This is a genomic window from Clostridium beijerinckii, assembly GCA_003129525.1.
In the GTDB taxonomy this organism is placed as follows: Bacteria; Bacillota; Clostridia; order Clostridiales; family Clostridiaceae; genus Clostridium; species Clostridium beijerinckii_D.
Genome location: CP029329.1, coordinates 3,156,751 through 3,179,291, shown reverse-complemented (window position 1 = coordinate 3,179,291; position 22,541 = coordinate 3,156,751). Strand labels below are relative to the sequence as shown.

Here is a 22,541-nt window from a genome sequence, read left to right as displayed (position 1 = left end):
GTGTAAAATAATATATGTAAACAATTAATTAAATTAAGTTGTATAATATTTAGGAGAACTTTAATGTTAAATCATAAAGGTACAAGCATTTTAGAAACTAATAAATTTATATTAAGACCTTTTACGTAAAATGACACTTTGGATATGTATTATAATTGGGCTTCTGATAAAGAAGTTACTAAATATCTTACTTGGACAGAACACTATAATATAAACAATACTAATAAAGTAAAATTTTAATTTTTACTTAAAAGACAGGAGAATAAGTTATGGGAGAAAACAATAAAATGAAATCAATTACAAATAGTTTAAAAGAAAGGAAAAAAAACATAGCAGTTCAAGAAATGGATTTATCTGAATGTGGAAAATATCAAGAATTAAATGGCGGTTGGGTAATATGGATGCTAATATCGGGCATAATATTATGTTTTAAGAATTTATATAGTGGGATCGCATTAATCATTATTTCTGTTATAATATTTTTTATTTATAAACGGACACCTAAAAATATCTCAGCCACATATTTTAATCTAGCACTAGACTGTATAAATAAAGATGAAATGGAAAAGGCCAAAGATGCACTTTCTGAATCAGTAAGAGTTGACTCGGACAATAAATTGGCTTATGTATTACTTTCATCAATTAATTATAAGGTAGGGAATTATAAAGAAACTATAGATAATTTATTAAAAAGTAATGTTCTTAAAGCTCAAAATAGTAAATACAATTATTTAGTTGGGGCCTGTTATTTCAATATTGAAGATTATGGGAATTGCATTAAATATTTAAACTCTGTTAAATATGAAAGTAACGATTTAATGAAACATGTTAGCGATGTACTTCTTGCAAAATCATATTGCCTAAACAAAGAATATAAACAAGCAATCAAAGTATTTAATAGAGTATTAAATATAAAAGATGAATTTAAAGGCTTGTTAATAGAATTTAATTACTTTTTAGGATTAACATATTTTAAATTAGGAGAAACAGAAAAAGCTAAATATGAACTTGAAAAGGTTTATAAAGAAGATAATGAATATAGAGAAATTAAATCTTTAATTAAAGATCTAATTTAATATTAAGGAGCAGATATGCGTATAGCAGCTGCTCCTTTTAAATTTATAAATATGGTTTTAACGTCAAAGCTAACGTATACGGATAATCCGCCAAAATAAAAAGCATGCTTTTGTTCCAGTTTATAGTTTCATAATATAAACTTAGTTCTGTTAGATAATATCGAGAACAGAAGACTATATAAACTTTAGTGTTAGTATATATTTTTTTATCAACTCAAAATATATGTAAAAAACAAAAGAAAGACATATAACATATATAGGATATTATTATATTAGTTTATATAATAATTATTATGTAAACTAAACTGTGCCAAAATTAGATTAGTGCGGTGATCAATCTTAACAAAGATTTAAAACAAAATACTTCTCTAACATGGTAATTATTTCCTGAGAAATAATAAATGAATATCAATTTTCAACCTTTAATTTTTGTTTATTAACTTACTGTGTTAAAATAGAAGTATATAATTGAATAAAGGAGTTTAAACTAAATGAATATAATTACGTTAGATAATATAAATAAAAGCTATAGTGAGAAAATATTATTAAACAATGTATCCCTTGGGATTAATGATGGAGATAAAATTGGGTTAATTGGAATGAATGGTGCAGGTAAATCTACATTTCTAAAAATAGTTTCTGGACGTGAAGAATTCTTTGATGGAAATGTAACTAAAGGCAAGAATATTAGAATTGAATACTTAGATCAAAATCCACTTTTCCATGAAGATGCTACTGTTTTAGAGCAAATATTTAAAGGTGATACTAAAGAAATGAAGCTCCTCAAAAAATATGAAGAGTTATTAGATAAAATTAACTCTTGTAAGAAAGAAGACTTTGATTTCTTAAATAATGAATTGATTAAAATTCAAGGACAAATTGATTCGCTTAATTTATGGGCTTTAGAAAGTGATGCTAAGACTATTTTAACTAAACTTGGAGTAACAAATTATTATGAGAAGGTAGGGAATTTATCCGGTGGGCAAAAAAAGAGAATTGCACTAGCAGGATCCCTTATAACCCCATGCGATCTTCTTATATTAGATGAACCTACTAACCATTTAGATTCAGACTCTATAGAATGGCTTGAAGACTTTTTAAATGCACGTAAAGGTGCACTTTTAATGATTACCCATGATAGATATTTCTTAGATAGAGTTACTAATAGAATTATTGAATTAGATAGAGGAAATATATATTCTTATCCAGGAAACTATACAGCTTTTCTTGAAATGAAAATTGAAAGACTACAAACAGAACAAGTACAAGAAGAAAAGAAAAATGCATTAATAAGAAATGAATTGAAGTGGGTTAGACGTGGTGCAAAAGCTAGAAGTACTAAGCAAAAGGCTAGACTTCAAAGATTTGATGATCTTGTAAATACTGAATCTATAAATATACGAGATGATGTTGATATTTCACTCGTTGGTTCTAGACTTGGTAAAAAAGTCGTTGAATTATATGATGTGTGTAAATCATTTGGAAATAAAACATTAATTAAAGATTTTAATTACATATTTTTGAGAAATGATAGAGTTGGCATTATTGGAGAAAATGGTGCTGGTAAAACAACTTTAGTAAATTTACTTAGAGGAAAGCTTCCTTTAGACAGTGGAACAATCGAAATTGGAGATACTGTTAAAATTAGTTGTTTTGCTCAAGATAATACTAATATGGACTCAAAGCTTAGAGTAATTGACTATGTTAAAGAAGGTGGAGAATTTATTCCTGTAGATGATGGCACAAAAATATCGGCATCAACTATGAGTGAAAGATTTCTATTTGATAGTACAATGCAATATACTCCAATTGAAAAGTTATCTGGTGGAGAAAGACGAAGGTTACATTTACTTAGAGTACTAATGGAATCACCTAATTTCTTAATATTAGATGAACCTACAAATGATTTGGATATTGAAACACTGAAGATTTTGGAAGATTTCTTAGATAAATTCATGGGTGTAGTAATTGTTGTATCACATGATAGATACTTCTTGGATAGGATATGTAATAAAATTTTTTCATATGAAGGAAATGGATTAATTAAGGAGTATAACGGTAACTATAGTGATTTCTTAATTTCAAAAGAAATAGAGAAGGTTCAAGAAGAGACTAATATAATTGAAGATAAATCTAATGAAGAAAAAAGTAAAGGAACTAAAGAAAGAACTAAAGATAATAAACCGAAATTTACTTTTAAAGAACAAAAGGAATTTGAAACTATAGATGAAGATATATCTAAATTAGAAGAGAAAATAGAAACATTAGAAAAAGATATGGCAAAAAATTCTACAAATTATGGTAAGCTTAATGAATTAATGAAAGAAAAAGAAATGGCACAAAAAGAACTAGAAAATAAATATGAAAGATGGGAATATTTAAATGAGATTGCAGCAGCAATTGAAGAATATAATGAAAACAAATAAATATAAAAAACATAATTATAATAAGGAGGAAAATGAGATTATTATTAAATAGAATATAATAATCTCACTTAAGATGATGGAATTACATATTTATTTAAAAGGGAAAACAGAGCCAACTATATTTAAAGGCGATAGAATAGATATTTTAGATATAGAACTTCAGGGAAAACAGTATAAACAAATAAGATATTTTAGAAAAGGAATTTCTAAATCACAATATATTAGTATAGATTTAATAAATAAAATTAAGACATTTAAATAGGGTACATTTGGAAAAATAACTATGGATACAAAATAAAAATGCAGGTGATAAAATTGATAAAACAAATTTTCCTAGAAGGCTTTAATAAAAGCATAACAAATTCAACACGAATTAAAGGAGAACGTGTCTTAAAAAACGATTTACTTAGAGATTTTAATGTTAGCGTAGATAAAGATAATATAAAAATACGATCTTCTGTAGTTTCAGAAAGTCTTCTCAGTGAATATTTATGTAAGCTTGAAATTGATAATGAAACAAAAGATGTTATTGGATCTTACTGTAGTTGTATGGATTTTGAAAAGAATGAATTTACAAAGGATAACTATTGCTGTAAACACTTAGTGGCTACGTTTTATACATTTTTACGAAATATTGATGATGATGATGAATTAAGAACCAAGATAATAAACAATATTAAGCCTACTAAAAACAAATCTAAGGCAAAAGATGATAGTAATGATGATTTATTATCATTACTTATCGGAGATAATCAAAAGGATAAGATTAAATTTGAAATTACTATAAATAAAAACAATTGGTCTTCTAAACTTCAAGTAGAATTTAAAATAGGTCTTAGAAGTAAAAGTAATAAACTGTATATGATACGAGATATAAACCAATTTTTAGTATCTCTTTATAATAAAATTCCAATTAAGTATGGAAAAGATTTTATTTTTGATATAAAAAAGCAATGTTTTTCTTATGAAGACAAAAGACTAATTAAATTTATTTATAATATCAAAAATATGGCTGAACATGATAGGAATTTTAAACGTCATCAAGATAAACTAATAGATGGAAAAACATTAACTATTCCTGATGTGATGTTTAAGGAATTTTTAAACATCATAAAAAAGAATAGATTATATTTAGGTGACGGTTTCTTTTATCGAATATTAGAATCAGAAATAATTGAAGGAGATATGCCTATTCCATTTGCACTATTGAATAAGAAGGATTCCATAATTTTAGAAGCTTCAAATGGTATACCAGAGGCTTTAACACAAAATGAAGATGTATTTTTATATGGAACTACAATTTATATTCCTTCAATAGAACAGTGTGAAAGATTGTCTCCTTATTTAAAAATTTTTAATGCTACTTCTAAAGTAAGTTTTAACAAAAATCAGGAAAATAAAATTTTAAAAGAGTTAATACCATCTATACAAAAGATTACAAGTGAGTTAACTTTATCTAAGAATATAAGGGATAAGGTTATTATAGGACCCGTTAATTTTAGATTTTACTTTGATAAAGACAAAGACATATCATTATTATTTAAAGTATCTTATGAAGGTCATGAATTTAATTATTTTGAAGAATATAACGATAAGGTTATTTATAGAGATACTGATAAAGAACATGAAGTCTTTGGAATGCTTCGTACTCTTGGATTTGAAGAAGTTGACGGAAGATTATACTTTTTGAGAGATGATAATGATGCTTTTAAATTTTTTAAATACGAAATAGAAAAACTTCAAAGATACGGTGAAGTTTTTTATTCAGAGAGATTTAAAGGAATAAAAGACTTTAAAAAATCTGATTTTAATGGTGAAGTTAGGAAGGGTAAGTTTAATTATTTTGAATTTGAATTTAAAATGTCTGATATGTCAGAAGAAGAAATTTCTAAGATACTTAGAAGTTTTAGAGATAATTTAAAATATTATAAACTTGAAAATGGAGAATTTCTAGATTTAGAAGATGTAGATCTTAAAGAAGCATTAACTCTTATAGATAACTTACTTTTAGAGGATGAATTAAAGAATAATTTAATTCAAATTCCAATGAATAAAGGAGCTTATCTTGAAGATTATCTAGAAGAAAAAGAGTTGAGATTTATAGAGAGTTGTGATGAAATCAAAGATATTAAAGATAAATTAAAAAATATTAAAGATAAATCATTTCAACCACCCTATGGGCTTCAAGCTGAACTGCGTAAGTATCAAAAAGATGGATACAATTGGTTTAGAACTTTAGATTATTTGGGCTTTGGAGGAATTCTTGGTGATGAAATGGGGCTTGGTAAAACTCTTCAAGCAATAACATTATTACTTTCAAGACCAAATTCTAAAACAATTATTATTGCACCTACTTCTTTAATCTACAATTGGAAAAATGAATTTAAAAAATTTGCTCCATCAATGAAAATTGGAATTTCAAATGGTATTAAAGAAGAAAGAGAAGAGTTGATTAAAAATTATAAAGATTATGATGTAATTTTGACTACTTATAATCTTTTAAGACGTGATTTAGAATTATATGATATGGAATTTGATTATTGTATTTTAGATGAAGCTCAAAATATTAAAAATCAATCTTCACTAAGTGCAAAATCTGTTAAGGAGATAAAATCAAGAGTTAGATTTGCATTAACTGGTACTCCTATAGAAAATTCATTAATGGAACTTTGGTCAATATTTGATTTTATAATGCCTGGATATTTATATAATGAGAAAAAGTTTATAACTAGATATCATAGAAGGCTTGAGGAAGGGCCAGAAATATTAGAAGAATTAAATAGGCTTGTAAAACCGTTTATTCTTAGAAGGTATAAGAAAAATGTAATTAAAGAATTACCAGACAAAATAGAAAAGAGATTACTTGTTCCTTTAAGTGATGAACAAAAAGTCGTATATGAAACTTATGCAAATTACGTTAAAGATTTAATTCAAAAGAAGGTTAAGGACTCTGAGTTTAGTAAGAGTAAAATTGAGATTTTATCTTATATAACAAAACTTCGTCAAATATGTTTAGATCCTTCTGTCACAATGGATAATTATTTAGGGACTAGCGGTAAAATAGATGCACTTATTGAGCTCCTAGAACAAAGCATAGAAGAAGGGCATAAAATACTAGTATTCTCTCAATTTACATCTGTACTTAAGAATATAGGTAAGATACTAAAAGAAAAACATTTCTTATTTTCTTACTTAGATGGTAAAGTTTCATCACTTAATAGAATGAAGATGGTTGATGAATTTAATAGTGGAGAAAATACTGTATTTTTAGTATCTCTTAAAGCTGGAGGTACAGGACTTAATTTAACTAGTGCTGATATAGTAATACATTTTGATCCTTGGTGGAATCCGGCAGTTGAAGATCAAGCTACTGATAGAGCTCATAGAATTGGTCAAAAAAATGTAGTTGAAGTAATAAAATTAATTTCAAGTGGAACTATAGAAGAAAAGATTGTAGATTTGCAAGATTCTAAGAGAGAATTAATAAATAAGATTTTAGGGGACGATTTATCGGTAGGTTCATTTATCAATACATTAAAAGAAAATGAAATTTTAGATTTGTTTAACTAAGTCATATTCAAAAATAATAAAATGTAAGCATACTAGTTAAGTTACATTTTTATATCTCCCTTAAAAAATATACTCTATTTTGCATATATTAACAATTAAATCTTATGGAACTATATATTTATAATATATAATATGATTAAACCACAAAAACTATAAAGTATCGTGATTAGTTTGACAGCTTTGCTTCAAATTCTAAAAAATATAATTTAAAACAGTTAATTATTACAGCAACTATACATGCAATTATATTGAGAAAACACTCTATGCCACTTTCAAGAAACTGTTTTAACAGTTTCTTGAAGTTATAGGCTGCGATTTTAAATCCAACCCATAATTTTGAGCGCAATAATCCCCGGATAGGCATGGTATCAATTTTATATCTTCTCCTCAAAACAGAAGGAATACCTTCTATACCAGCCCTTTTATTTGCAAGCTTTATATACTCACTCTCGTGCATTTTTTCTCTTTGAGTAGCTGTATTATAAGCTTTTTCGCTAACTCTTATGGTATTAAATTTCTTTGATATTTTCTTTGGACATTGTGAATTTAAAGGACATTTTTCACATGTACTGGAGTCAAATTTGGCTGTATAAGATTTTGAACTATAATAAGACTCTACAGGTTCGACTCCGTTAGGACAACAACTTATTACATTTTTTTCGTCATCTACAATGAATTTTGAATAACTCAGTTTATCAGTAGATACTTTTCTGCCAACTAGTTGACTTGGAATCATTTCAATTCCTTGTTTTAAAGCATTTTTGGCTTTTTCTTGTTCATAGTAAGCACCATCAACTAGTAGTTTACAGTTTGAATTTTTATTTTGTGAAGCTAAATTAGCAATAACATCATCAGCAAATTTTGAATCGCTGTGAATATTTTGCTTAAGGTCATAGCCTGTTATAACACTGTTTTTATCATTAAATGATTCTTGTATATTAACAACATAACCAACGTTACCACCATATTTTTTTCTGTAGGTTGCATCTTTGTCAGTTGGATTTTGTAAACTAGTTGAAGTTATATCTTTTGAATCTTTAATAACTAAATTTTTTGCAGCATCTTCTGTAGTTTGGTCCTGAATAACTCTATTTAAAAGTTGAAACTCTTCTGTTGAAGTAACTATATCTCCAGCTTTCAGAGCGATATTGTATAGAATTTTAGAATGTTCGATTAAAATTGAAAGTTTTGAATCAGCCTTTAAATCTTGAGTTCTATATATAGTGTCATTTTTATGCCCCTTTTCAAGGTACGGTTTTAGTTCATCACTTATAATAGGTGGATTTATTATATTTAGAGCTTTAATAAGTCTGCTATTTATAGAATATACTAGCTCAATTCTACTTAATTTTTTGCATGATGAACTAACCATTAACGAATCCACTCTAACTTTTTTATTATCAACAGATAAATACTTAGCAATGCTTTCGGATAAAGCTTCAACTTCAGCTTTTATTAAGTCTTCATTAGTTGACGCTTCATATTCAACAAGTCTGTTTCTAAAATTTGTTAGAGTATTTATAGATACTGGTTGTGTTTCATAATTAGTTGTATTTAAAGCATATTGATATCTTACATCGAAATGAATAGAGCCGATAAGCTCTTCATCAGTCTGCTGAAATATTTCTTTTATAATTAGTAAGCCAAGAATAACATTAATAGGTGAATTAGGCCTTGAGGCTTTATTGCTATATAAAACCGAAAAACGCTCCTCATTTATTCGCGGAAAAATATGATCCTTAAATGCCTTAGCCCAACTTTTATTTAAAATATCTTGAAGGTATTTTGGCATTTGGTTGATTGGTTCAAATAATGAAGTTTGTTGAAGGTCATTTTTGCAAAACATAGTAATTCTCCTCATACGTTTAATTTTATAATGCTATTATATCATTAAATTCTAATTGGATGATATTTGTCAGCTTTTTGTGGTCTAATCATAATATTTCTAATTTAATGGAAAGCAAATTATAGAACGTTTTGTAATGCTATAGTCATACACTGTATAGATAAAAATATTTAAGAGGTATACATGTCTACTTATTTTGATTTTAAAACTATTAGTGAACTTATAGGAGATAATTATTATAGACAACAAAAAGAATTTACTTTAGAAGAATTAGCACAGTATGATGGAAGTAACGGAAAACCTGCCTATGTGGCAATTGATGGTATAGTTTATGATTTAAGTAAAGAACCAACTTGGGCTGGTGGAACACACTTTGGTTATGCAGCTGGTCAAAATTTAACAGATGAATTTAAGTCTTGTCATGGAACTTCAACACTTAAGAATTTACCTAAAGTGGGTGTACTTACAGTAAACAATAGTAGAAATCCTGTATCAATGAATGAAGGTGTAATCCAAGACAAATCTAAATTTACTCCTGATGACTGGGTTAAGTTTATTACTCCATTAGTTGATCGTGCATTAGCAGAAGCTAAAGCTGGAATTAATCCAGAACATTTATATCAGGAATTCATTTTGTCAGGCATACTTGTAGGATTGGGAAAAAATCCTCAAGAAGCTATTGATCAAGTAGAGGAATGGGAAAAGGATGGTACATCTCAGTTGTTAGCAAAGAGCAAGATGAATAAATAGAAAAAGATAAATTATATAGATAAATGAAAGAACAAACTACTTAGTTAATTGGTAGTTTGTTTTTATTGCATTTTGAACTTGTTATTTTCTTTGTATTGGGAAGAAAGCATTTTTTATACTCTAAAGATGAAATATCTAACGTATAAAGTTTTAATAAAAGGGAAAAACAATTATGATTTTAGATAATGCAACAATTCACCATGCAAATTGATAAAACCATTTTAGGGGAATTTAAAGATAGACTTGAAGTGATGTTTCTAGCGCCTTATAGTACAAAACTCAATCTAATCGAGGAAGTATGGTGTTAGCTAAAATCATATATAATTAAAAATAATTTAAAAGGAGATTGAGAATATGAAATATTATCTTATGACTTACAGTGCAGAGATTACACTTAGTGGAAATAGAATTTATTGGAGCAAGGCTATAAATGGTGATCCTGTAGATTGCTTTATAGAAGCGAAAGAAGAAGAGGAACGAAAACAAACACTTAATCATTATAAAGAGTTTGCACTTAACTTTTTTACTGAAATAACAGAAAAACAATATTTAAAATTAAATAACTAACTTAATTTTACATTCTATAAGATAAAGCTATAATAGTACAAAATTACACTATTATAGCTTTAAATATAAAAAATATCGATTGATTTTTTTGAATAATAATGGTATGGTTATGAACATAAATGCATTTTAGAAAAATGCTATAATAAAATATAGGTTTAATTAAAATTAACTGAATTTTGATTAATTAAAAGGGAATTAGGTGAAATTCCTAAACTATCCCGTAGCTGTATTAGAGGAGTTTAAGTATATTGTGTCACTTTTAATTAGGGAAGACGTACTTAAATGATGATTCTTAAGTCAGAAGACCTGCCTATATTTTGCACCATTAACTCTACGAGTGATAGAGGGGGCGTTTTGATGAAGATTTATTTACTGATTTTATGTGAGTGAGTATGTTTTATTATTATGTCTTTTTAACACTTTAGTTAGAAGGGCTTTTTTATTTTATAGAAAAACCATATAAAAATTCAAGGGAGATATGATATGGAAAAAATTATTATTTTATGTGCTATGTTTCTTGTGGTTGTCTTTTTCCTTATATGGAAACATCAAAGCAATCATACTCATAGGGATGGGACACATCATCATAACCATAAAATCGGACATAAACATGGAGAAGGGTCTTCAATTGACTTTTACGCTTATGCTTCCAAAATCAGACACTGGAATGCTAGCTTTAAAGTATATTTATCCGTTCTTACACTGATTCTTTGTATTCTATTGGACAATCCATATGTATCTGTTACAGTCATTATTGTAATGACCTATCTGACCGTTGTAAAAGGAGGGCTTTCAGCACATGGATACTTGTCAATACTAGCTATCCCAATTGCATTTATCCTTATTGGCACCTTTACCATTGCAATTGATTTTTCAAAACAGCCAATGGGGCAGTATAACCTGTATCTTGGTTTCTGCTATGTGTTTACTTCACAGGAAAAGCTTAAGACAGTGGTCTTTTTGATTTTGAAAGTTTTTGCAACCATCAGTGCTCTACAGATGATGACACTGTCGACTCCATCTTCTGAGATTATATATGTGCTTCGAAAGGCACATTTACCAAAGCTTATTGTAGAACTGATGAGTCTTATTTACCGTTACATATTCATTTTAATGGATATTTATACTAAAATGAAAAACTCTGCAGAATCTCGTCAGGGCTATTGCGATTTTAAAACTTCCTGCTATACATTTGGAAGCATCGCAAGCAATATGCTGGTTATTTCGCTTAAAAAGGCAAATGCTTATTATGATGCCATGGAGGCCAGATGCTATGATGGAGATTTTATATTTTTGGAGGAAGATAAAAAGATAGAAACAATACAAATTACCACTGCCGCAGCATTTATAATTTTTATAATTTTGCTCTGGATCTTTACAAGATAGAAAGGAACGATTATGAAGAAACTAATATTAAAAGTCGAAGATCTTTACTACACCTATGGAAATGGGAAGTCTGCATTGGACGGAGTGAACGTGGATATCTATGAAGGTGAGAAAATTGCTGTCCTTGGTTCCAATGGCTCCGGAAAATCCACATTTTTTTTGAACGTAGACGGTGTACTTACACCGGAAAATGGGAAAATCATTTATCGGGGTACAGTTATAAGTAAAAAGAATTTAAACGAGCTTAGAAAAAATATTGGAATTGTATTTCAGGATGCAGACAATCAAATCATTGCATCTACAGTTAAGGCAGAAGTTGCATTTGGACCTATGAATTTAAAGCTTCCAAAAGAAGAAGTACTAAAACGGGTTGACGAAGCGCTAGCATACATGAACATCTCGGAGTTCAAGGATCGTCCGCCTCACTATTTGAGTGGTGGTGAAAAGAAGCGCGTCAGTATTGCCGATATCATTGCTATGAAATCGGAAATAATAATCTTTGACGAACCGACGGCAGCACTGGATCCTTTAAATGCAATGATGTTGGAAGAAGTTTTGGTCAAGCTTGGATCTGAGGGGAAGACAATGCTGATTTCTACCCATGATGTAGATTTTGCATACAGATGGGCTGAAAGAGTTCTTGTATTCTGTGAGGGGAAAATTATCGCAGATGGAACACCATTAGAAATTTTTCAAAACAAGGAAGTTTTAAAGCAGGCGAATCTGAAAGAGCCCACTTTATTGGAGGTCTATGAATTGCTTGTAGAAAAACATCTGTTGGAAGATACAAAAGCTTATCCAAAAAGCACAAAGGAATTTAAGAAAGTTATTGAAAAGTAGTAATATAATAGATAATTTGGAATAAAAATGTTATGATACTTATGATAATTTAATATCCATTGGTGCCAGAGCAAATATTTGCTAAGGGCAACGGGAAATGGGTGAGAATCCCATACGGTCACGCCACTGTGAAGGTAAGCATAAGCTGCCAAGTCAGGAGACCAGCAAATGTGATAAGTTGTTATATTTAGTTACGAACGATGACTAAGTGTGGTTAGCGAGAAAATCGCTAAAGTCCTGTCCTAGGACCGCACACCTGATTTATTTTTGTAAATGCAGGTGATTTATATTGTCTAGTTTTTGATGCCGTTCACATTAAGAACTATAGAGGAGGAAAAATGAATCAAAAAGAAAAGAGAATTGTTACTCTTGCGGCAGCATTTGCTTTAGTTTTCGGAGTATCGACCACAGCAAACGCAATGCACATTATGGAAGGTTATCTTCCACCAAAATTCTGTATTATGTGGGGTGTTATATGCATTCCATTCGTAGTAGCAGGTTACTTATCAATTAATAGAACATTGTCCAAGCACCATAGAGCCATTACTATTCTTGCCATGGCAGGCGCATTCATTTTTGTAATTTCATCTTTAAAGATTCCGTCAGTAACAGGAAGTTGTTCACATATGACTGGTACAGGACTTGGTGCAATTTTATTTGGACCAAGCGCAGTAAGCATCTTAGGTATTATTGTACTTATTTTCCAAGCAATATTGCTTGCTCATGGTGGACTGACATCTCTTGGTGCCAATACATTTTCTATGGCTATTGCAGGTCCCTTCGTTTCTTATGGAATCTATAAATTATGCAAGAAGCTTAAAGTCAATAAATATGTAGGTATTTTCTTGGCAGCATCAATCGGTGATCTATTCACCTATTGTGTAACTAGTTTTCAGCTTGCACTTGCATATCCGTCTGATAACGGTGGTATTGCAGCATCTGCAGCTAAATTCCTTGCAGTATTTGCACCGACGCAAATTCCACTAGCAATTATAGAAGGTATTCTGACTGTTGTCATCATTATTGGTCTTGAAACATATGCAAAATCTGAATTAATGGATCTTGGATTAGTGAATGGAGGCGAAAATTAATGACAAAGACGAAAAAAACAGTTGTAAGTTTATTAATTATTGCTGCATTGATTGCGATGATTCCATTATTCACATTAAAGGGTGCTAAATTTGGTGGTTCCGATGATGCAGGTAGCAAAGTAGTTGCCGAAATTACAGGTAGCGATTATAAGCCTTGGTTTACACCTGTTCTGGAAACTTGGATTGGTGGAGAATTACCAGGCGAGATTGAGAGCTTGCTTTTTTGTGTACAGACAGGTATTGGAGTGGGTGTTATTGCTTTCTTCATGGGAAGGTTCGTAGAGAGAAATAAAATAGAAAATCAGAAGAATAAAATAAAATAATATTTTTTTATATGAAAATAATATAAATGATGCTTCTGCATAAAATATATATTATCTAACTGATAAATAAGTTTATAAATATATTAAAAGCACTTACTAAATAAAAATAGTAAGTGTTTTTTATTTGTCAAAGAAAATTTAAATAACTAATTATATATAAAAAACATTTTTATACTAATACGATTGACAAGCTAGGATAATGTTGCTAATATATAAGTATTCCTACAATAATTGTATGGATTAATAAAACGCGATAAAAAGGTGAGGGATAAATGAGTATTGACTGGAATTTTATAGTGACTAGTTTGCCTTTATATGAGAAAGCAGCATGGCTTACATTGAAATTAGCTTTTGCTGGAATACTTTTATCATTGGTAATTGGATTACTATGCAGCATAATATTATATTTTAAAGTAAAAGTTATTGATATTGTTGTACAAGCTTATATAGAACTTTCAAGAAACACTCCACTATTAGTACAGATATTTTTCCTGTATTTTGGGTTGCCCAAATTGGGCTTAAAAATGAGTGAAGGGACCTGTGCAATAATTGGATTGGCGTTCCTCGGAGGAAGCTATATGGCTGAAGCTTTTAGAAGTGGACTTGAGTCTGTCAGCAAATCACAGATTGAATCTGGAATCAGTATTGGTCTTTCAAGAATTCAACTTGTTAGATATGTAATAATTCCACAGGCGTTTTCGGTAAGTATGCCTTCATTAAGTGCAAACTGTATATTTTTATTAAAAGAGACTTCGATACTCGGTGCTATATCAATAATAGACGTTACGAATTTAACGAAAGATTTAATAGGAATGTATTATAGAACCTTCGAATCTTTGGCAATGCTAGTGGTTGTTTATCTTATTATGATTCTTCCTCTATCATTTATGCTGTCTTGGCTAGAAAGGAAGGTGCGATATGCAGAATTTGGGAATTAATGTTATTTTTCAAGGGAAAAATTTTCAGCGCTTATTTGAAGGGTTATTGGTAACTGCAGAGATTGCTTTTATTTCTATTATTATAGGCTCTATTTTAGGAATAATAATAGGGCTAAGTAGAACAACAAAATATAAGGTAGTACTTTTTATAAATAGAGTTTATCTTGAAGCCTTTAGAATAATACCAACATTAGTTTGGCTGTTTATTTTTTATTTTGGAGTTACCACAGCATTAAATATGAATCTTAGTGGAGAAGTTGTTTCCATTATTGTATTTAGTCTCTGGGGAGCAGCAGAAATGGGGGACATTGTCAGAGGAGCACTTCAATCATTACCAAAACATCAAATTGAATCTGGAAAGGCCCTAGGGTTAAACTATTTTCAATTATATTGGTATGTGCTTATACCTCAAGCTATAAGAAGAATGATACCTGGAACTATCAACTTAGCTACTAGGATGATTAAAACTACTTCACTTGTAGTTTTAATAGGGGTTATAGATGTGGTTAAAATTGGTCAGCAAATCATAGAGACTTCACGATTTGAAGTTCCTACTGCATCTTTTGGGGTTTATGGTTTTATATTCTTTTTGTACTTTATAATATGTTATCCACTATCCCAAATATCAAAAAATCTAGAAAATAAGTGGAATAAATAGGAGGAATATAATGGATAAAAATAACAATCCTGTTTTGCTTGAAATACAGGATGTTCATAAAGAGTTTGATGATAAAGAAATATTAAAGGGAATAAACTTAAGCCTCCACACAGGAGAAGTTTTAGTTGTTCTAGGACCTTCTGGTTGCGGAAAAAGTACTCTATTAAGGTGTCTTAATGGTCTTGAAACAATTCAAGGCGGAGATATTAAGTTTAAAGATACGAGTTTTACAGAAAAAAAAGTTAATTGGCAAGAAATTCACGAAAAAATAGGCATGGTATTTCAAAACTATGAATTATTTCCTCATATGACAGTTATAGAAAACATACTTCTTGGTCCTTTGAAGGTTCAGAAAAGAGATAAAGCTGAAGCATTGGCTCAGGCAGAACAACTTTTAGATAGAGTTGGCTTACTAGACAGAAAGGATTCATATCCACGTCAACTTTCAGGAGGTCAGAAGCAGAGAATAGCTATTGTTAGAGCATTATGCATGAATCCAGAAATAATTCTTTTTGATGAAGTAACAGCATCTCTTGATCCTGAAATGGTAAGGGAAGTTTTAGAGGTTATATTAGGACTAGCAAAGCAAGGTATGACTATGGTAATTGTAACCCACGAAATGGGATTTGCTCAGTCTGTGGCTGATAGGATAATATTTATGGATGAAGGAAAAATATGTGAGGAATCAGAGCCAAATGAATTCTTTACAAATCCAAAGACTGAACGTGCTAAGCACTTTCTAAATATATTTCAATATTAATTATAAATGAAAGGATGATGAATTATGAAAAACATTAAAAAAATTGTAACAGCTTTACTTGTAAGTACTATAGTAATTGGAGGACTTGTAGGCTGCGGTAATTCAGCATCAACAAGCAAAAGTGATTCAACTAATGCGGCTAGTGGTTCTATTGACGAAATTAAGAAAAATGGAACTATAAAAATTGGCGTATTTAGCGATAAGGCTCCATTTGGATATGTAGATTCAGAAGGAAAAAATCAAGGATTTGATGTATATGTTGCAAAGAGATTTGCAAAAGATCTTCTTGGAGATGAATCAAAAGTTGAATTTGTTTTAGTTGATGCAGCAAGCAGAGTAGCATATTTGGAATCTAAAAAAGTTGATATAATAATGGCTAACTTTACTGTTACTGATGAAAGAAAGCAAAAGGTAGATTTTACAAACCCTTATATGAAGGTATCTCTTGGAATAGTTTCACCAGACGGTGCTAAAATTACTTCAGAAGATCAACTTAAAGGTAAAAAAGTTATAGTAGCAAAAGGAACAACTGCTGAAACCTATATGACAAAAAATCATCCAGATGTTGAGCTTGTAAAATATGAACAATACTCAGAAATATTTCAAGCTTTAAAAGATGGACGTGGTGATGCTATATTAAGTGATAATACAGAAGTTATAGCATGGGCTAAAGAAAATCCAGGATTTACTGTTGGTGTACCATCACTTGGAAGCGTAGACACAATCGCGCCTGCTGTAACTAAAGGTAACACAGAACTTAAAGATTGGGTCAATACTGAACTTGAAACTTTAGGTAAAGAAAATTTTGTACACAAAGCTTATGATGAAACATTAAAATCAGTATATGGTGCAGAATTTGAAGATAGTCTTGTAGTCGAAGGTGGAATAGTAAAATAAATTATTATAAAGGATGTGGAATTTTATACAGGCCACATCCTTTATTTTTATGTGTAATATTATATTAAAATTTTAATAATTGTTTAAAATGAAATTTAATATTACACAAATAGTTAGAAGTTTTTACTTTTACTATTATTATTGGTTTAACTTCTACATATTATTATTGTTAAACTGCAAACATCGTGGTATTATATCAATGGGTAGTATCTTAATAGAGTTACACCGAATTTTTAAGCATTAAAATTTATAATACAACTCATATCTATATGAATGAGATTGAAATTAGGATGTTGTATCACACACACATGGAGGTGATACTATTAAAATTGGATTTATTGGCCCTGGGAAGGTAGGCGTGAATTTAGGACGCTATTTTACTCAAAAAGGGATAAAATTAAGTGGCTTTTATGGAAAGAATATAAATACAACTATTGAAGCAGCTAAAATTACTAAATCAAAATTTTATACGAACATTCAAGATATTATTAAAGAAAGTGATATATTATTTATTACAACACCTGATGACATCATTTCAATTATAGATAGAGAATTATCAAAATTTGATCTAACTAACAAATCTGTTTGCCACACAAGTGGTTCGATTAAATCAAATGTATTATATAATGCAAAAGATTCTGGCGCACTAATCTATTCGATACATCCAATATTCGCATTTTCAAACAAAAACACAAATTTAAAAGAATTAGAAAATATATATTTTTCAATTGAAAGTGATGTTTTAAAAGAGCAGTCTTCAATTGAAAACAATACTGTTATTAATCTTATTAAGAGTTTAGGAAATAAATTTTTCATAAGAAGTAAAGAAACATCTTCAATTTATCATTTAGCTAATGTGTTTGTTTCTAACCTTACTTTATCTTTATTGGATATAGGCACAAGTTATCTTAAAAAACTTGGATTAACTGAAGATGAAGCTTTAAGTGCTATTAGACCACTAGTTGAAGGTAATATCGAAAGTATTTTTGAAAAGGGCTTTGTGAATTCTTTAACAGGTCCAGTATCAAGAGGGGATGTTACTACTATAAAAAACCATTTGTCTGTCTTGGAAAAAGAAGATAAGGATATTTATAATATATTATCCTTAAATTTATTAAAATTTGTTGCCATAAGAGATAATAACACAATGAATTTGCAAAATACGAAAGATGATATTTTAAATATTAAAGATGAAAATGTGATTAATAATTCAGAAAAACATTTGGAAATATATAAAGTTTTAGGAGGAATAGATTAGTGAAAAATACAGTATTGACTTTTAAACAAGCTAAAAATGAAGGAAATAAATTAAGTATGCTTACAGCCTATGATTACTCAATGGCGAAGATTATTGATGAAAGCGGAGTAAATGGAATTTTAATTGGAGATTCACTTGGAATGGTTATTAAAGGTGATCAAGATACTTTAGCTGTTACAATGGATGAAATTATTTATCATACAAAAGCTGTTAAAAAAGGTGCGAAAAATGCTCTTGTAGTGAGTGACATGCCTTTTTTGTCCTATCATGTATCAATAGAACAAGCAGTTTCAAATGCAGGGAGACTAGTCAAAGAAGGTGGCGCAAGTGCAGTTAAGCTTGAGGGAGGAGCAAATGTTGCAGCTCAAGTTAAAGCCATAGTGGATGCTCAAATTCCTGTAATGGGACATTTAGGACTAACTCCTCAATCTGTAAATGCATTTGGCGGATTTAAGGTACAAGGTAAAAATGAATTAGCAGCTAAAAAGCTAATAGAAGATGCTATTCTTTTGGAGAAATCTGGTGCATTTTCAATTGTACTAGAAGGAATTCCAGAAAAAGTGGCAGAACTTATTACAAATGCAGTTTCAATTCCAACAATAGGAATTGGTGCAGGTAAACATTGTGATGGACAAATTTTAGTTTATCAAGATATGCTTGGAATGTTTAATGATTTTGTTCCAAAGTTTGTTAAACAATATGCTAATATAGGTAATGTTATGAAAGAAGCTATTGGGTCTTATGTTAAAGAAGTACAAGAAGGTACATTTCCAGAAGTTAAACACACTTTTAAGATTGATGAAAATGAACTACAAAAATTGTATTAAAACACATTAAAAACTAACAAACTAGTATGCTAGTTGGACATAGAACATAGATTTAATCTTTGGTTTGTTATTTAGTTTAATATGTTTAATAGAGAAAGAGGGAAAAAAGAATGTTATTAAAAGAAATAAAAGAACTTAGAAGTTTAATAAAATCTTGGAAAAGAGAAGGTCTTTCAGTAGGTTTTGTACCAACAATGGGAGCGCTGCATGAAGGGCATGAAAGCTTAATAAAAAAGGCAGTAGCGGAAAATGATAAGGTTGTTGTTAGTGTTTTTGTTAATCCAACACAATTTGGACCAAATGAAGACTATGATAGCTATCCAAGAAATATAGATAAAGATTTAGAGGTTTGTATAAATGCAGGTGCAACTGCAGTTTTTAATCCAGAACCAAGCGAAATGTATTTTAATAATAAATCAACTAGTGTAAGTGTATCAAATCTTACCGATGTACTTTGTGGAGCAAAAAGACCAGGACATTTTGATGGAGTTTGTTTAGTTGTTTCTAAGCTTTTGAATATAGTAACTCCAGATAAAGCTTATTTTGGAGAAAAAGATGCTCAACAAGTTGCTGTTTTAAGAAGAATGGTTAGAGATTTAAATATAGATGTAGAAATAGTAGCTTGCCCAATAATTCGAGAAGAAGATGGACTAGCTAAGAGTTCAAGAAATACTTATCTTTCAAAAGATGAGAGAAAAGCAGCCTTGATATTAAGTAAAAGTTTAGAACTAGCTAAAGATTCATTAAAAAATGGTGAAAGAAATGCCATTAAACTTAAAGAAGTTATAAAAGCAGAATTAAGCAAAGAACCATTATCTAAAATAGATTATATAGAAATAGTCGATAGCGATTCTTTAGAAAATGTTGAAACTATAGAAAAGAATGTATTAATTCCAATAGCTGTTTATATAGGGAAAATAAGATTAATAGATAATTTCACATTTAAAATATACACCAATTAAAAGAGTAGCTATGCACATCTAAAAAGAGCAGCTATGCACTTATTAAAAGAGTAGCTATGCTACAATACGAAACTTTTCTGCAATAAGGAATTTTTCTACAATACGGAATTTAATTTAGATAAGAAGTAATAATGAATAGTAAAAATTATATTAATTAAGCACATTTAGGAGGAACAAAAATGATACTTACAATGTTAAAAGGAAAGATACATAGAGCTACAATAACACAAGCAGAATTAAGTTATATGGGAAGCATTACTATAGATAAAACATTGATGGAAGCTTCAAGAATAATAGAAAATGAAAAAGTTCAAATAGTTGATGTAAATAATGGCGCAAGATTTGAAACATATGTAATTCCAGGAAAGAGAGACTCGGGAGTTATTTGTGTAAATGGTGCAGCTGCAAGACTTGTAGAACCTGGCGATAATGTAATAATTATTGCTTATGCACAAATGGAAGAAGCTGAAGCTAAAAGATATAAACCAGCAGTTGTATTTATGAATGATGACAATACAATAAAGGAAATTACTAATTATGAATCTAATGAATAAAATTTAGTCTGGAATTAGTAATTATATTAATAAATAATATTTTTGAAAATATCTTAATTACCTTAAGAGAGTGAGATTTACTTAAAATCTCACTCTCTATTTATATGCAATACTAATATTAATAAAAACTTGACTTTATTTTTTCCATATATACCTACGTTTATTAAATAATATTATTATTCATTAAGGCACTTATTCATAGTAATAATAATATTATATAAGTGATTAAATGCAGAATAAATGTAATTTTCTATATAATTAAAAAATGAACAAGAAAATATGAGGTGTAATAATGGGGAAATTCAATTTTAATAAAACAAAACTAGATGGGGTTTATATAATAGAACCTAAAGTTTTTTGGGATGAGCGAGGTTATTTCATAGAAATATACAATAAAGAACAGTTTTCAGATGCTGGACTTAACATGACTTTTGTTCAAGATAATGAATCAAAATCAAGTAAAGGTGTTTTAAGAGGACTGCATTTTCAAAAAAGACATAGTCAAGGAAAACTCATTAGAGTAACTAGAGGTGAAGTTTTTGATGTGGCTGTTGATTTAAGAAGTGGCTCTCCTACGTATAGACAATGGGAAGGAGTTATTTTAAGTGGGGAAAACAAAAAGCAATTTTATATTCCTAAAGGTTTTGCGCATGGATTTTTAGTACTTTCTAACGAGGCAGTATTTAATTATAAGTGTACAGATTTTTATGCTCCGCAATATGATGGAGGGGTTATGTGGAATGATCCAGATATTAATATTACTTGGCCTTTAGAAAAAATAGGAAATGTAATTTTATCTGAAAAGGATAAAACACATCCTAACTTGAAAAACTTGAATTTAAAAGGGTATGTAGATTTTATATACAAATAATTTGCCGAGATACATGTTATTGAAAATCTAAAATTTTTAAGGAGAAATATAGATGAAAATATTAATAACAGGATCTAAAGGTCAGTTAGGAAATGAACTTCAAAACATAATAAAAATGGGTAGTGCTGAAATAGGACAAGTTTCGAAAACTATAAAGGAATCTGAAGTTATAACTTTGGATATAGATGAATTAGATATAACCAGTTTAATAGAAGTTAAAAAGAAGATAGATTATTTAAAACCTGATGTAGTAATTAATTGTGCAGCAGCTACAAATGTTGATGGCTGTGAAAGTAACGAAAATTTTGCATTTATGGTTAACTCAATTGGACCTAGGAATTTAGCAATAGCATGTGAAGAGATAGGTGCTAAAATTGTACAAATATCAACTGATTATGTATTTAGCGGAGCAGGGGATAGACCGTTAACTGAATATGATTTAACCTCTCCTTATACAGTTTATGGGAAAACCAAGCTTTTAGGAGAAAATTATGTAAGGGAATTCTCTACTAAATATTTTATAGTGAGGACAGCTTGGCTTTATGGATCTGTAGGTCATAATTTTGTTTATACTATTAGAGAGATTGGGAAAGAAAAAAATTGCATAAATGTTGTAAATGATCAAAGAGGTAATCCAACAAATGCAAATGACTTAACTTATCACATATTGAAGTTGATAGAAACAGAAGAATATGGAGTGTATCATTGCACAGGAAAAGGTGAATGCACTTGGTATGAATTCGCTAAAAATATAATTAAATTCTCTGGAGAAAAATGTGAAGTTAAACCTTGTACATCAGAAGAATATAAGAATCCAACAAAAAGACCAAAATATTCATCCCTTGATAATATGATGCTTAGAAATACGGTTGGCGATGAAATGCGAGAGTGGCAGGAAGCATTAAGATCATTTATTGAAAAATTAAATAAGTAAAGTAAAG

The 22,541-nt window shown here is 29.4% G+C and carries 20 protein-coding genes, 2 pseudogenes and 2 riboswitches; of the genes and pseudogenes, 21 read left to right on the top strand and 1 reads right to left on the bottom strand.

Going from position 1 to position 22,541, the window contains the following annotated elements:
- Window positions 1-63 precede the first annotated feature (63 nt).
- From DIC82_14040 to DIC82_14020, 5 genes and pseudogenes are all read left to right on the top strand, one after another.
- Window positions 64-222 (top strand): annotated as a pseudogene (locus DIC82_14040) (N-acetyltransferase).
- 47 nt (window positions 223-269) lie between these two features.
- Window positions 270-1,076 carry a hypothetical protein gene (locus DIC82_14035; protein ID AWK52063.1) on the top strand — a complete coding sequence of 269 codons (807 nt, stop codon included), beginning with the start codon at window positions 270-272 and terminating at the stop codon, window positions 1,074-1,076.
- 491 nt (window positions 1,077-1,567) lie between these two features.
- Window positions 1,568-3,502 (top strand): ABC transporter, encoded by a 1,935-nt coding sequence (locus DIC82_14030; protein ID AWK52062.1) that lies wholly within the window; start codon window positions 1,568-1,570, stop codon window positions 3,500-3,502.
- Between the two features lie 76 nt (window positions 3,503-3,578).
- Window positions 3,579-3,764, top strand: coding sequence for a hypothetical protein (locus tag DIC82_14025; protein AWK52061.1), 186 nt, complete (start codon window positions 3,579-3,581; stop codon window positions 3,762-3,764).
- 53 nt (window positions 3,765-3,817) lie between these two features.
- On the top strand, window positions 3,818-7,072 hold the full coding sequence (locus DIC82_14020; protein ID AWK52060.1) for a helicase: 3,255 nt from the start codon (window positions 3,818-3,820) through the stop codon (window positions 7,070-7,072).
- 166 nt (window positions 7,073-7,238) lie between these two features.
- Here DIC82_14020 and DIC82_14015 read toward each other — a convergent pair whose 3' ends face one another.
- Entirely contained in the window at window positions 7,239-8,933 is a 1,695-nt protein-coding gene (locus DIC82_14015) for a DDE transposase (GenBank protein AWK52059.1), read from the bottom strand.
- A 168-nt stretch (window positions 8,934-9,101) separates the two neighbouring features.
- Between DIC82_14015 and DIC82_14010 the strand changes: the two genes are divergently transcribed.
- The 16 genes and pseudogenes from DIC82_14010 (at window position 9,102) to rfbD (ending at window position 22,534) form a co-directional block, all read left to right on the top strand.
- On the top strand, window positions 9,102-9,668 hold the full coding sequence (locus tag DIC82_14010; protein ID AWK52058.1) for a cytochrome b5: 567 nt from the start codon (window positions 9,102-9,104) through the stop codon (window positions 9,666-9,668).
- 354 nt (window positions 9,669-10,022) lie between these two features.
- Entirely contained in the window at window positions 10,023-10,235 is a 213-nt protein-coding gene (locus tag DIC82_14005) for a hypothetical protein (protein ID AWK52057.1), read from the top strand.
- Between the two features lie 134 nt (window positions 10,236-10,369).
- A riboswitch (cobalamin riboswitch) is annotated at window positions 10,370-10,564 on the top strand.
- A gap of 154 nt (window positions 10,565-10,718) precedes the next feature.
- Complete coding sequence (gene cbiQ, locus DIC82_14000) at window positions 10,719-11,621, top strand: cobalt ECF transporter T component CbiQ (protein ID AWK52056.1); 903 nt, start codon at window positions 10,719-10,721, stop codon at window positions 11,619-11,621.
- 12 nt (window positions 11,622-11,633) lie between these two features.
- A complete protein-coding gene (locus tag DIC82_13995; GenBank protein ID AWK52055.1) occupies window positions 11,634-12,461 on the top strand; it encodes an ATP-binding protein in 828 nt (275 codons plus the stop codon).
- A 43-nt stretch (window positions 12,462-12,504) separates the two neighbouring features.
- Window positions 12,505-12,646, top strand: a riboswitch (cobalamin riboswitch).
- A gap of 153 nt (window positions 12,647-12,799) precedes the next feature.
- Window positions 12,800-13,552 carry a cobalamin biosynthesis protein CbiM gene (locus DIC82_13990; GenBank protein ID AWK52054.1) on the top strand — a complete coding sequence of 251 codons (753 nt, stop codon included), beginning with the start codon at window positions 12,800-12,802 and terminating at the stop codon, window positions 13,550-13,552.
- The gene (locus tag DIC82_13985) at window positions 13,552-13,875 is read left to right on the top strand and encodes a cobalt ABC transporter (protein ID AWK52053.1); all 324 of its coding nucleotides are present in this window, start codon (window positions 13,552-13,554) and stop codon (window positions 13,873-13,875) included. Before DIC82_13990 ends, DIC82_13985 begins: the two co-directional genes overlap by 1 nt.
- Before the next feature lie 272 nt (window positions 13,876-14,147).
- Complete coding sequence (locus DIC82_13980; GenBank protein ID AWK52052.1) at window positions 14,148-14,813, top strand: polar amino acid ABC transporter permease; 666 nt, start codon at window positions 14,148-14,150, stop codon at window positions 14,811-14,813.
- The gene (locus DIC82_13975) at window positions 14,794-15,471 is read left to right on the top strand and encodes an amino acid ABC transporter permease (GenBank protein AWK52051.1); all 678 of its coding nucleotides are present in this window, start codon (window positions 14,794-14,796) and stop codon (window positions 15,469-15,471) included. The genes DIC82_13980 and DIC82_13975 overlap by 20 nt, the downstream gene beginning before the upstream one ends.
- A 10-nt stretch (window positions 15,472-15,481) precedes the next feature.
- A complete protein-coding gene (locus DIC82_13970; protein ID AWK52050.1) occupies window positions 15,482-16,231 on the top strand; it encodes a glutamine ABC transporter ATP-binding protein in 750 nt (249 codons plus the stop codon).
- Between the two features lie 24 nt (window positions 16,232-16,255).
- Window positions 16,256-17,128 carry an amino acid ABC transporter substrate-binding protein gene (locus tag DIC82_13965; GenBank protein ID AWK52049.1) on the top strand — a complete coding sequence of 291 codons (873 nt, stop codon included), beginning with the start codon at window positions 16,256-16,258 and terminating at the stop codon, window positions 17,126-17,128.
- Between the two features lie 269 nt (window positions 17,129-17,397).
- Window positions 17,398-18,386: pseudogene (locus DIC82_13960) on the top strand (DUF2520 domain-containing protein).
- A complete protein-coding gene (gene panB, locus DIC82_13955) occupies window positions 18,386-19,213 on the top strand; it encodes a 3-methyl-2-oxobutanoate hydroxymethyltransferase (GenBank protein ID AWK52048.1) in 828 nt (275 codons plus the stop codon). Before DIC82_13960 ends, panB begins: the two are co-directional and overlap by 1 nt.
- A gap of 110 nt (window positions 19,214-19,323) precedes the next feature.
- Entirely contained in the window at window positions 19,324-20,175 is an 852-nt protein-coding gene (locus DIC82_13950) for a pantoate--beta-alanine ligase (protein AWK52047.1), read from the top strand.
- Between the two features lie 179 nt (window positions 20,176-20,354).
- A complete protein-coding gene (locus tag DIC82_13945; GenBank protein ID AWK52046.1) occupies window positions 20,355-20,729 on the top strand; it encodes an aspartate 1-decarboxylase in 375 nt (124 codons plus the stop codon).
- Between the two features lie 292 nt (window positions 20,730-21,021).
- A complete protein-coding gene (gene rfbC / locus DIC82_13940; GenBank protein ID AWK52045.1) occupies window positions 21,022-21,600 on the top strand; it encodes a dTDP-4-dehydrorhamnose 3,5-epimerase in 579 nt (192 codons plus the stop codon).
- 52 nt (window positions 21,601-21,652) lie between these two features.
- Window positions 21,653-22,534, top strand: a complete 882-nt coding sequence (rfbD, locus tag DIC82_13935) for a dTDP-4-dehydrorhamnose reductase (protein ID AWK52044.1) — start codon at window positions 21,653-21,655, stop codon at window positions 22,532-22,534.
- Window positions 22,535-22,541: the final 7 nt, after the last annotated feature.

What these genes read in the sequence shown, in the direction of transcription:
- DIC82_14035 (AWK52063.1), top strand. Translation starts at nt 270, where the DNA reads ATGGGAGAAAACAATAAAATGAAATCAATTACAAATAGTTTAAAAGAA.
- DIC82_14030 (AWK52062.1), top strand. Translation starts at nt 1,568, where the DNA reads ATGAATATAATTACGTTAGATAATATAAATAAAAGCTATAGTGAGAAA.
- DIC82_14025 (AWK52061.1), top strand. Translation starts at nt 3,579, where the DNA reads ATGGAATTACATATTTATTTAAAAGGGAAAACAGAGCCAACTATATTT.
- DIC82_14015 (AWK52059.1), bottom strand. Translation starts at nt 8,933, where the DNA reads ATGAGGAGAATTACTATGTTTTGCAAAAATGACCTTCAACAAACTTCA.
- DIC82_14010 (AWK52058.1), top strand. Translation starts at nt 9,102, where the DNA reads ATGTCTACTTATTTTGATTTTAAAACTATTAGTGAACTTATAGGAGAT.
- DIC82_14005 (AWK52057.1), top strand. Translation starts at nt 10,023, where the DNA reads ATGAAATATTATCTTATGACTTACAGTGCAGAGATTACACTTAGTGGA.
- cbiQ (AWK52056.1), top strand. Translation starts at nt 10,719, where the DNA reads ATGGAAAAAATTATTATTTTATGTGCTATGTTTCTTGTGGTTGTCTTT.
- DIC82_13995 (AWK52055.1), top strand. Translation starts at nt 11,634, where the DNA reads ATGAAGAAACTAATATTAAAAGTCGAAGATCTTTACTACACCTATGGA.
- DIC82_13990 (AWK52054.1), top strand. Translation starts at nt 12,800, where the DNA reads ATGAATCAAAAAGAAAAGAGAATTGTTACTCTTGCGGCAGCATTTGCT.
- DIC82_13985 (AWK52053.1), top strand. Translation starts at nt 13,552, where the DNA reads ATGACAAAGACGAAAAAAACAGTTGTAAGTTTATTAATTATTGCTGCA.
- DIC82_13980 (AWK52052.1), top strand. Translation starts at nt 14,148, where the DNA reads ATGAGTATTGACTGGAATTTTATAGTGACTAGTTTGCCTTTATATGAG.
- DIC82_13975 (AWK52051.1), top strand. Translation starts at nt 14,794, where the DNA reads ATGCAGAATTTGGGAATTAATGTTATTTTTCAAGGGAAAAATTTTCAG.
- DIC82_13970 (AWK52050.1), top strand. Translation starts at nt 15,482, where the DNA reads ATGGATAAAAATAACAATCCTGTTTTGCTTGAAATACAGGATGTTCAT.
- DIC82_13965 (AWK52049.1), top strand. Translation starts at nt 16,256, where the DNA reads ATGAAAAACATTAAAAAAATTGTAACAGCTTTACTTGTAAGTACTATA.
- DIC82_13950 (AWK52047.1), top strand. Translation starts at nt 19,324, where the DNA reads ATGTTATTAAAAGAAATAAAAGAACTTAGAAGTTTAATAAAATCTTGG.
- DIC82_13945 (AWK52046.1), top strand. Translation starts at nt 20,355, where the DNA reads ATGATACTTACAATGTTAAAAGGAAAGATACATAGAGCTACAATAACA.
- rfbC (AWK52045.1), top strand. Translation starts at nt 21,022, where the DNA reads ATGGGGAAATTCAATTTTAATAAAACAAAACTAGATGGGGTTTATATA.
- rfbD (AWK52044.1), top strand. Translation starts at nt 21,653, where the DNA reads ATGAAAATATTAATAACAGGATCTAAAGGTCAGTTAGGAAATGAACTT.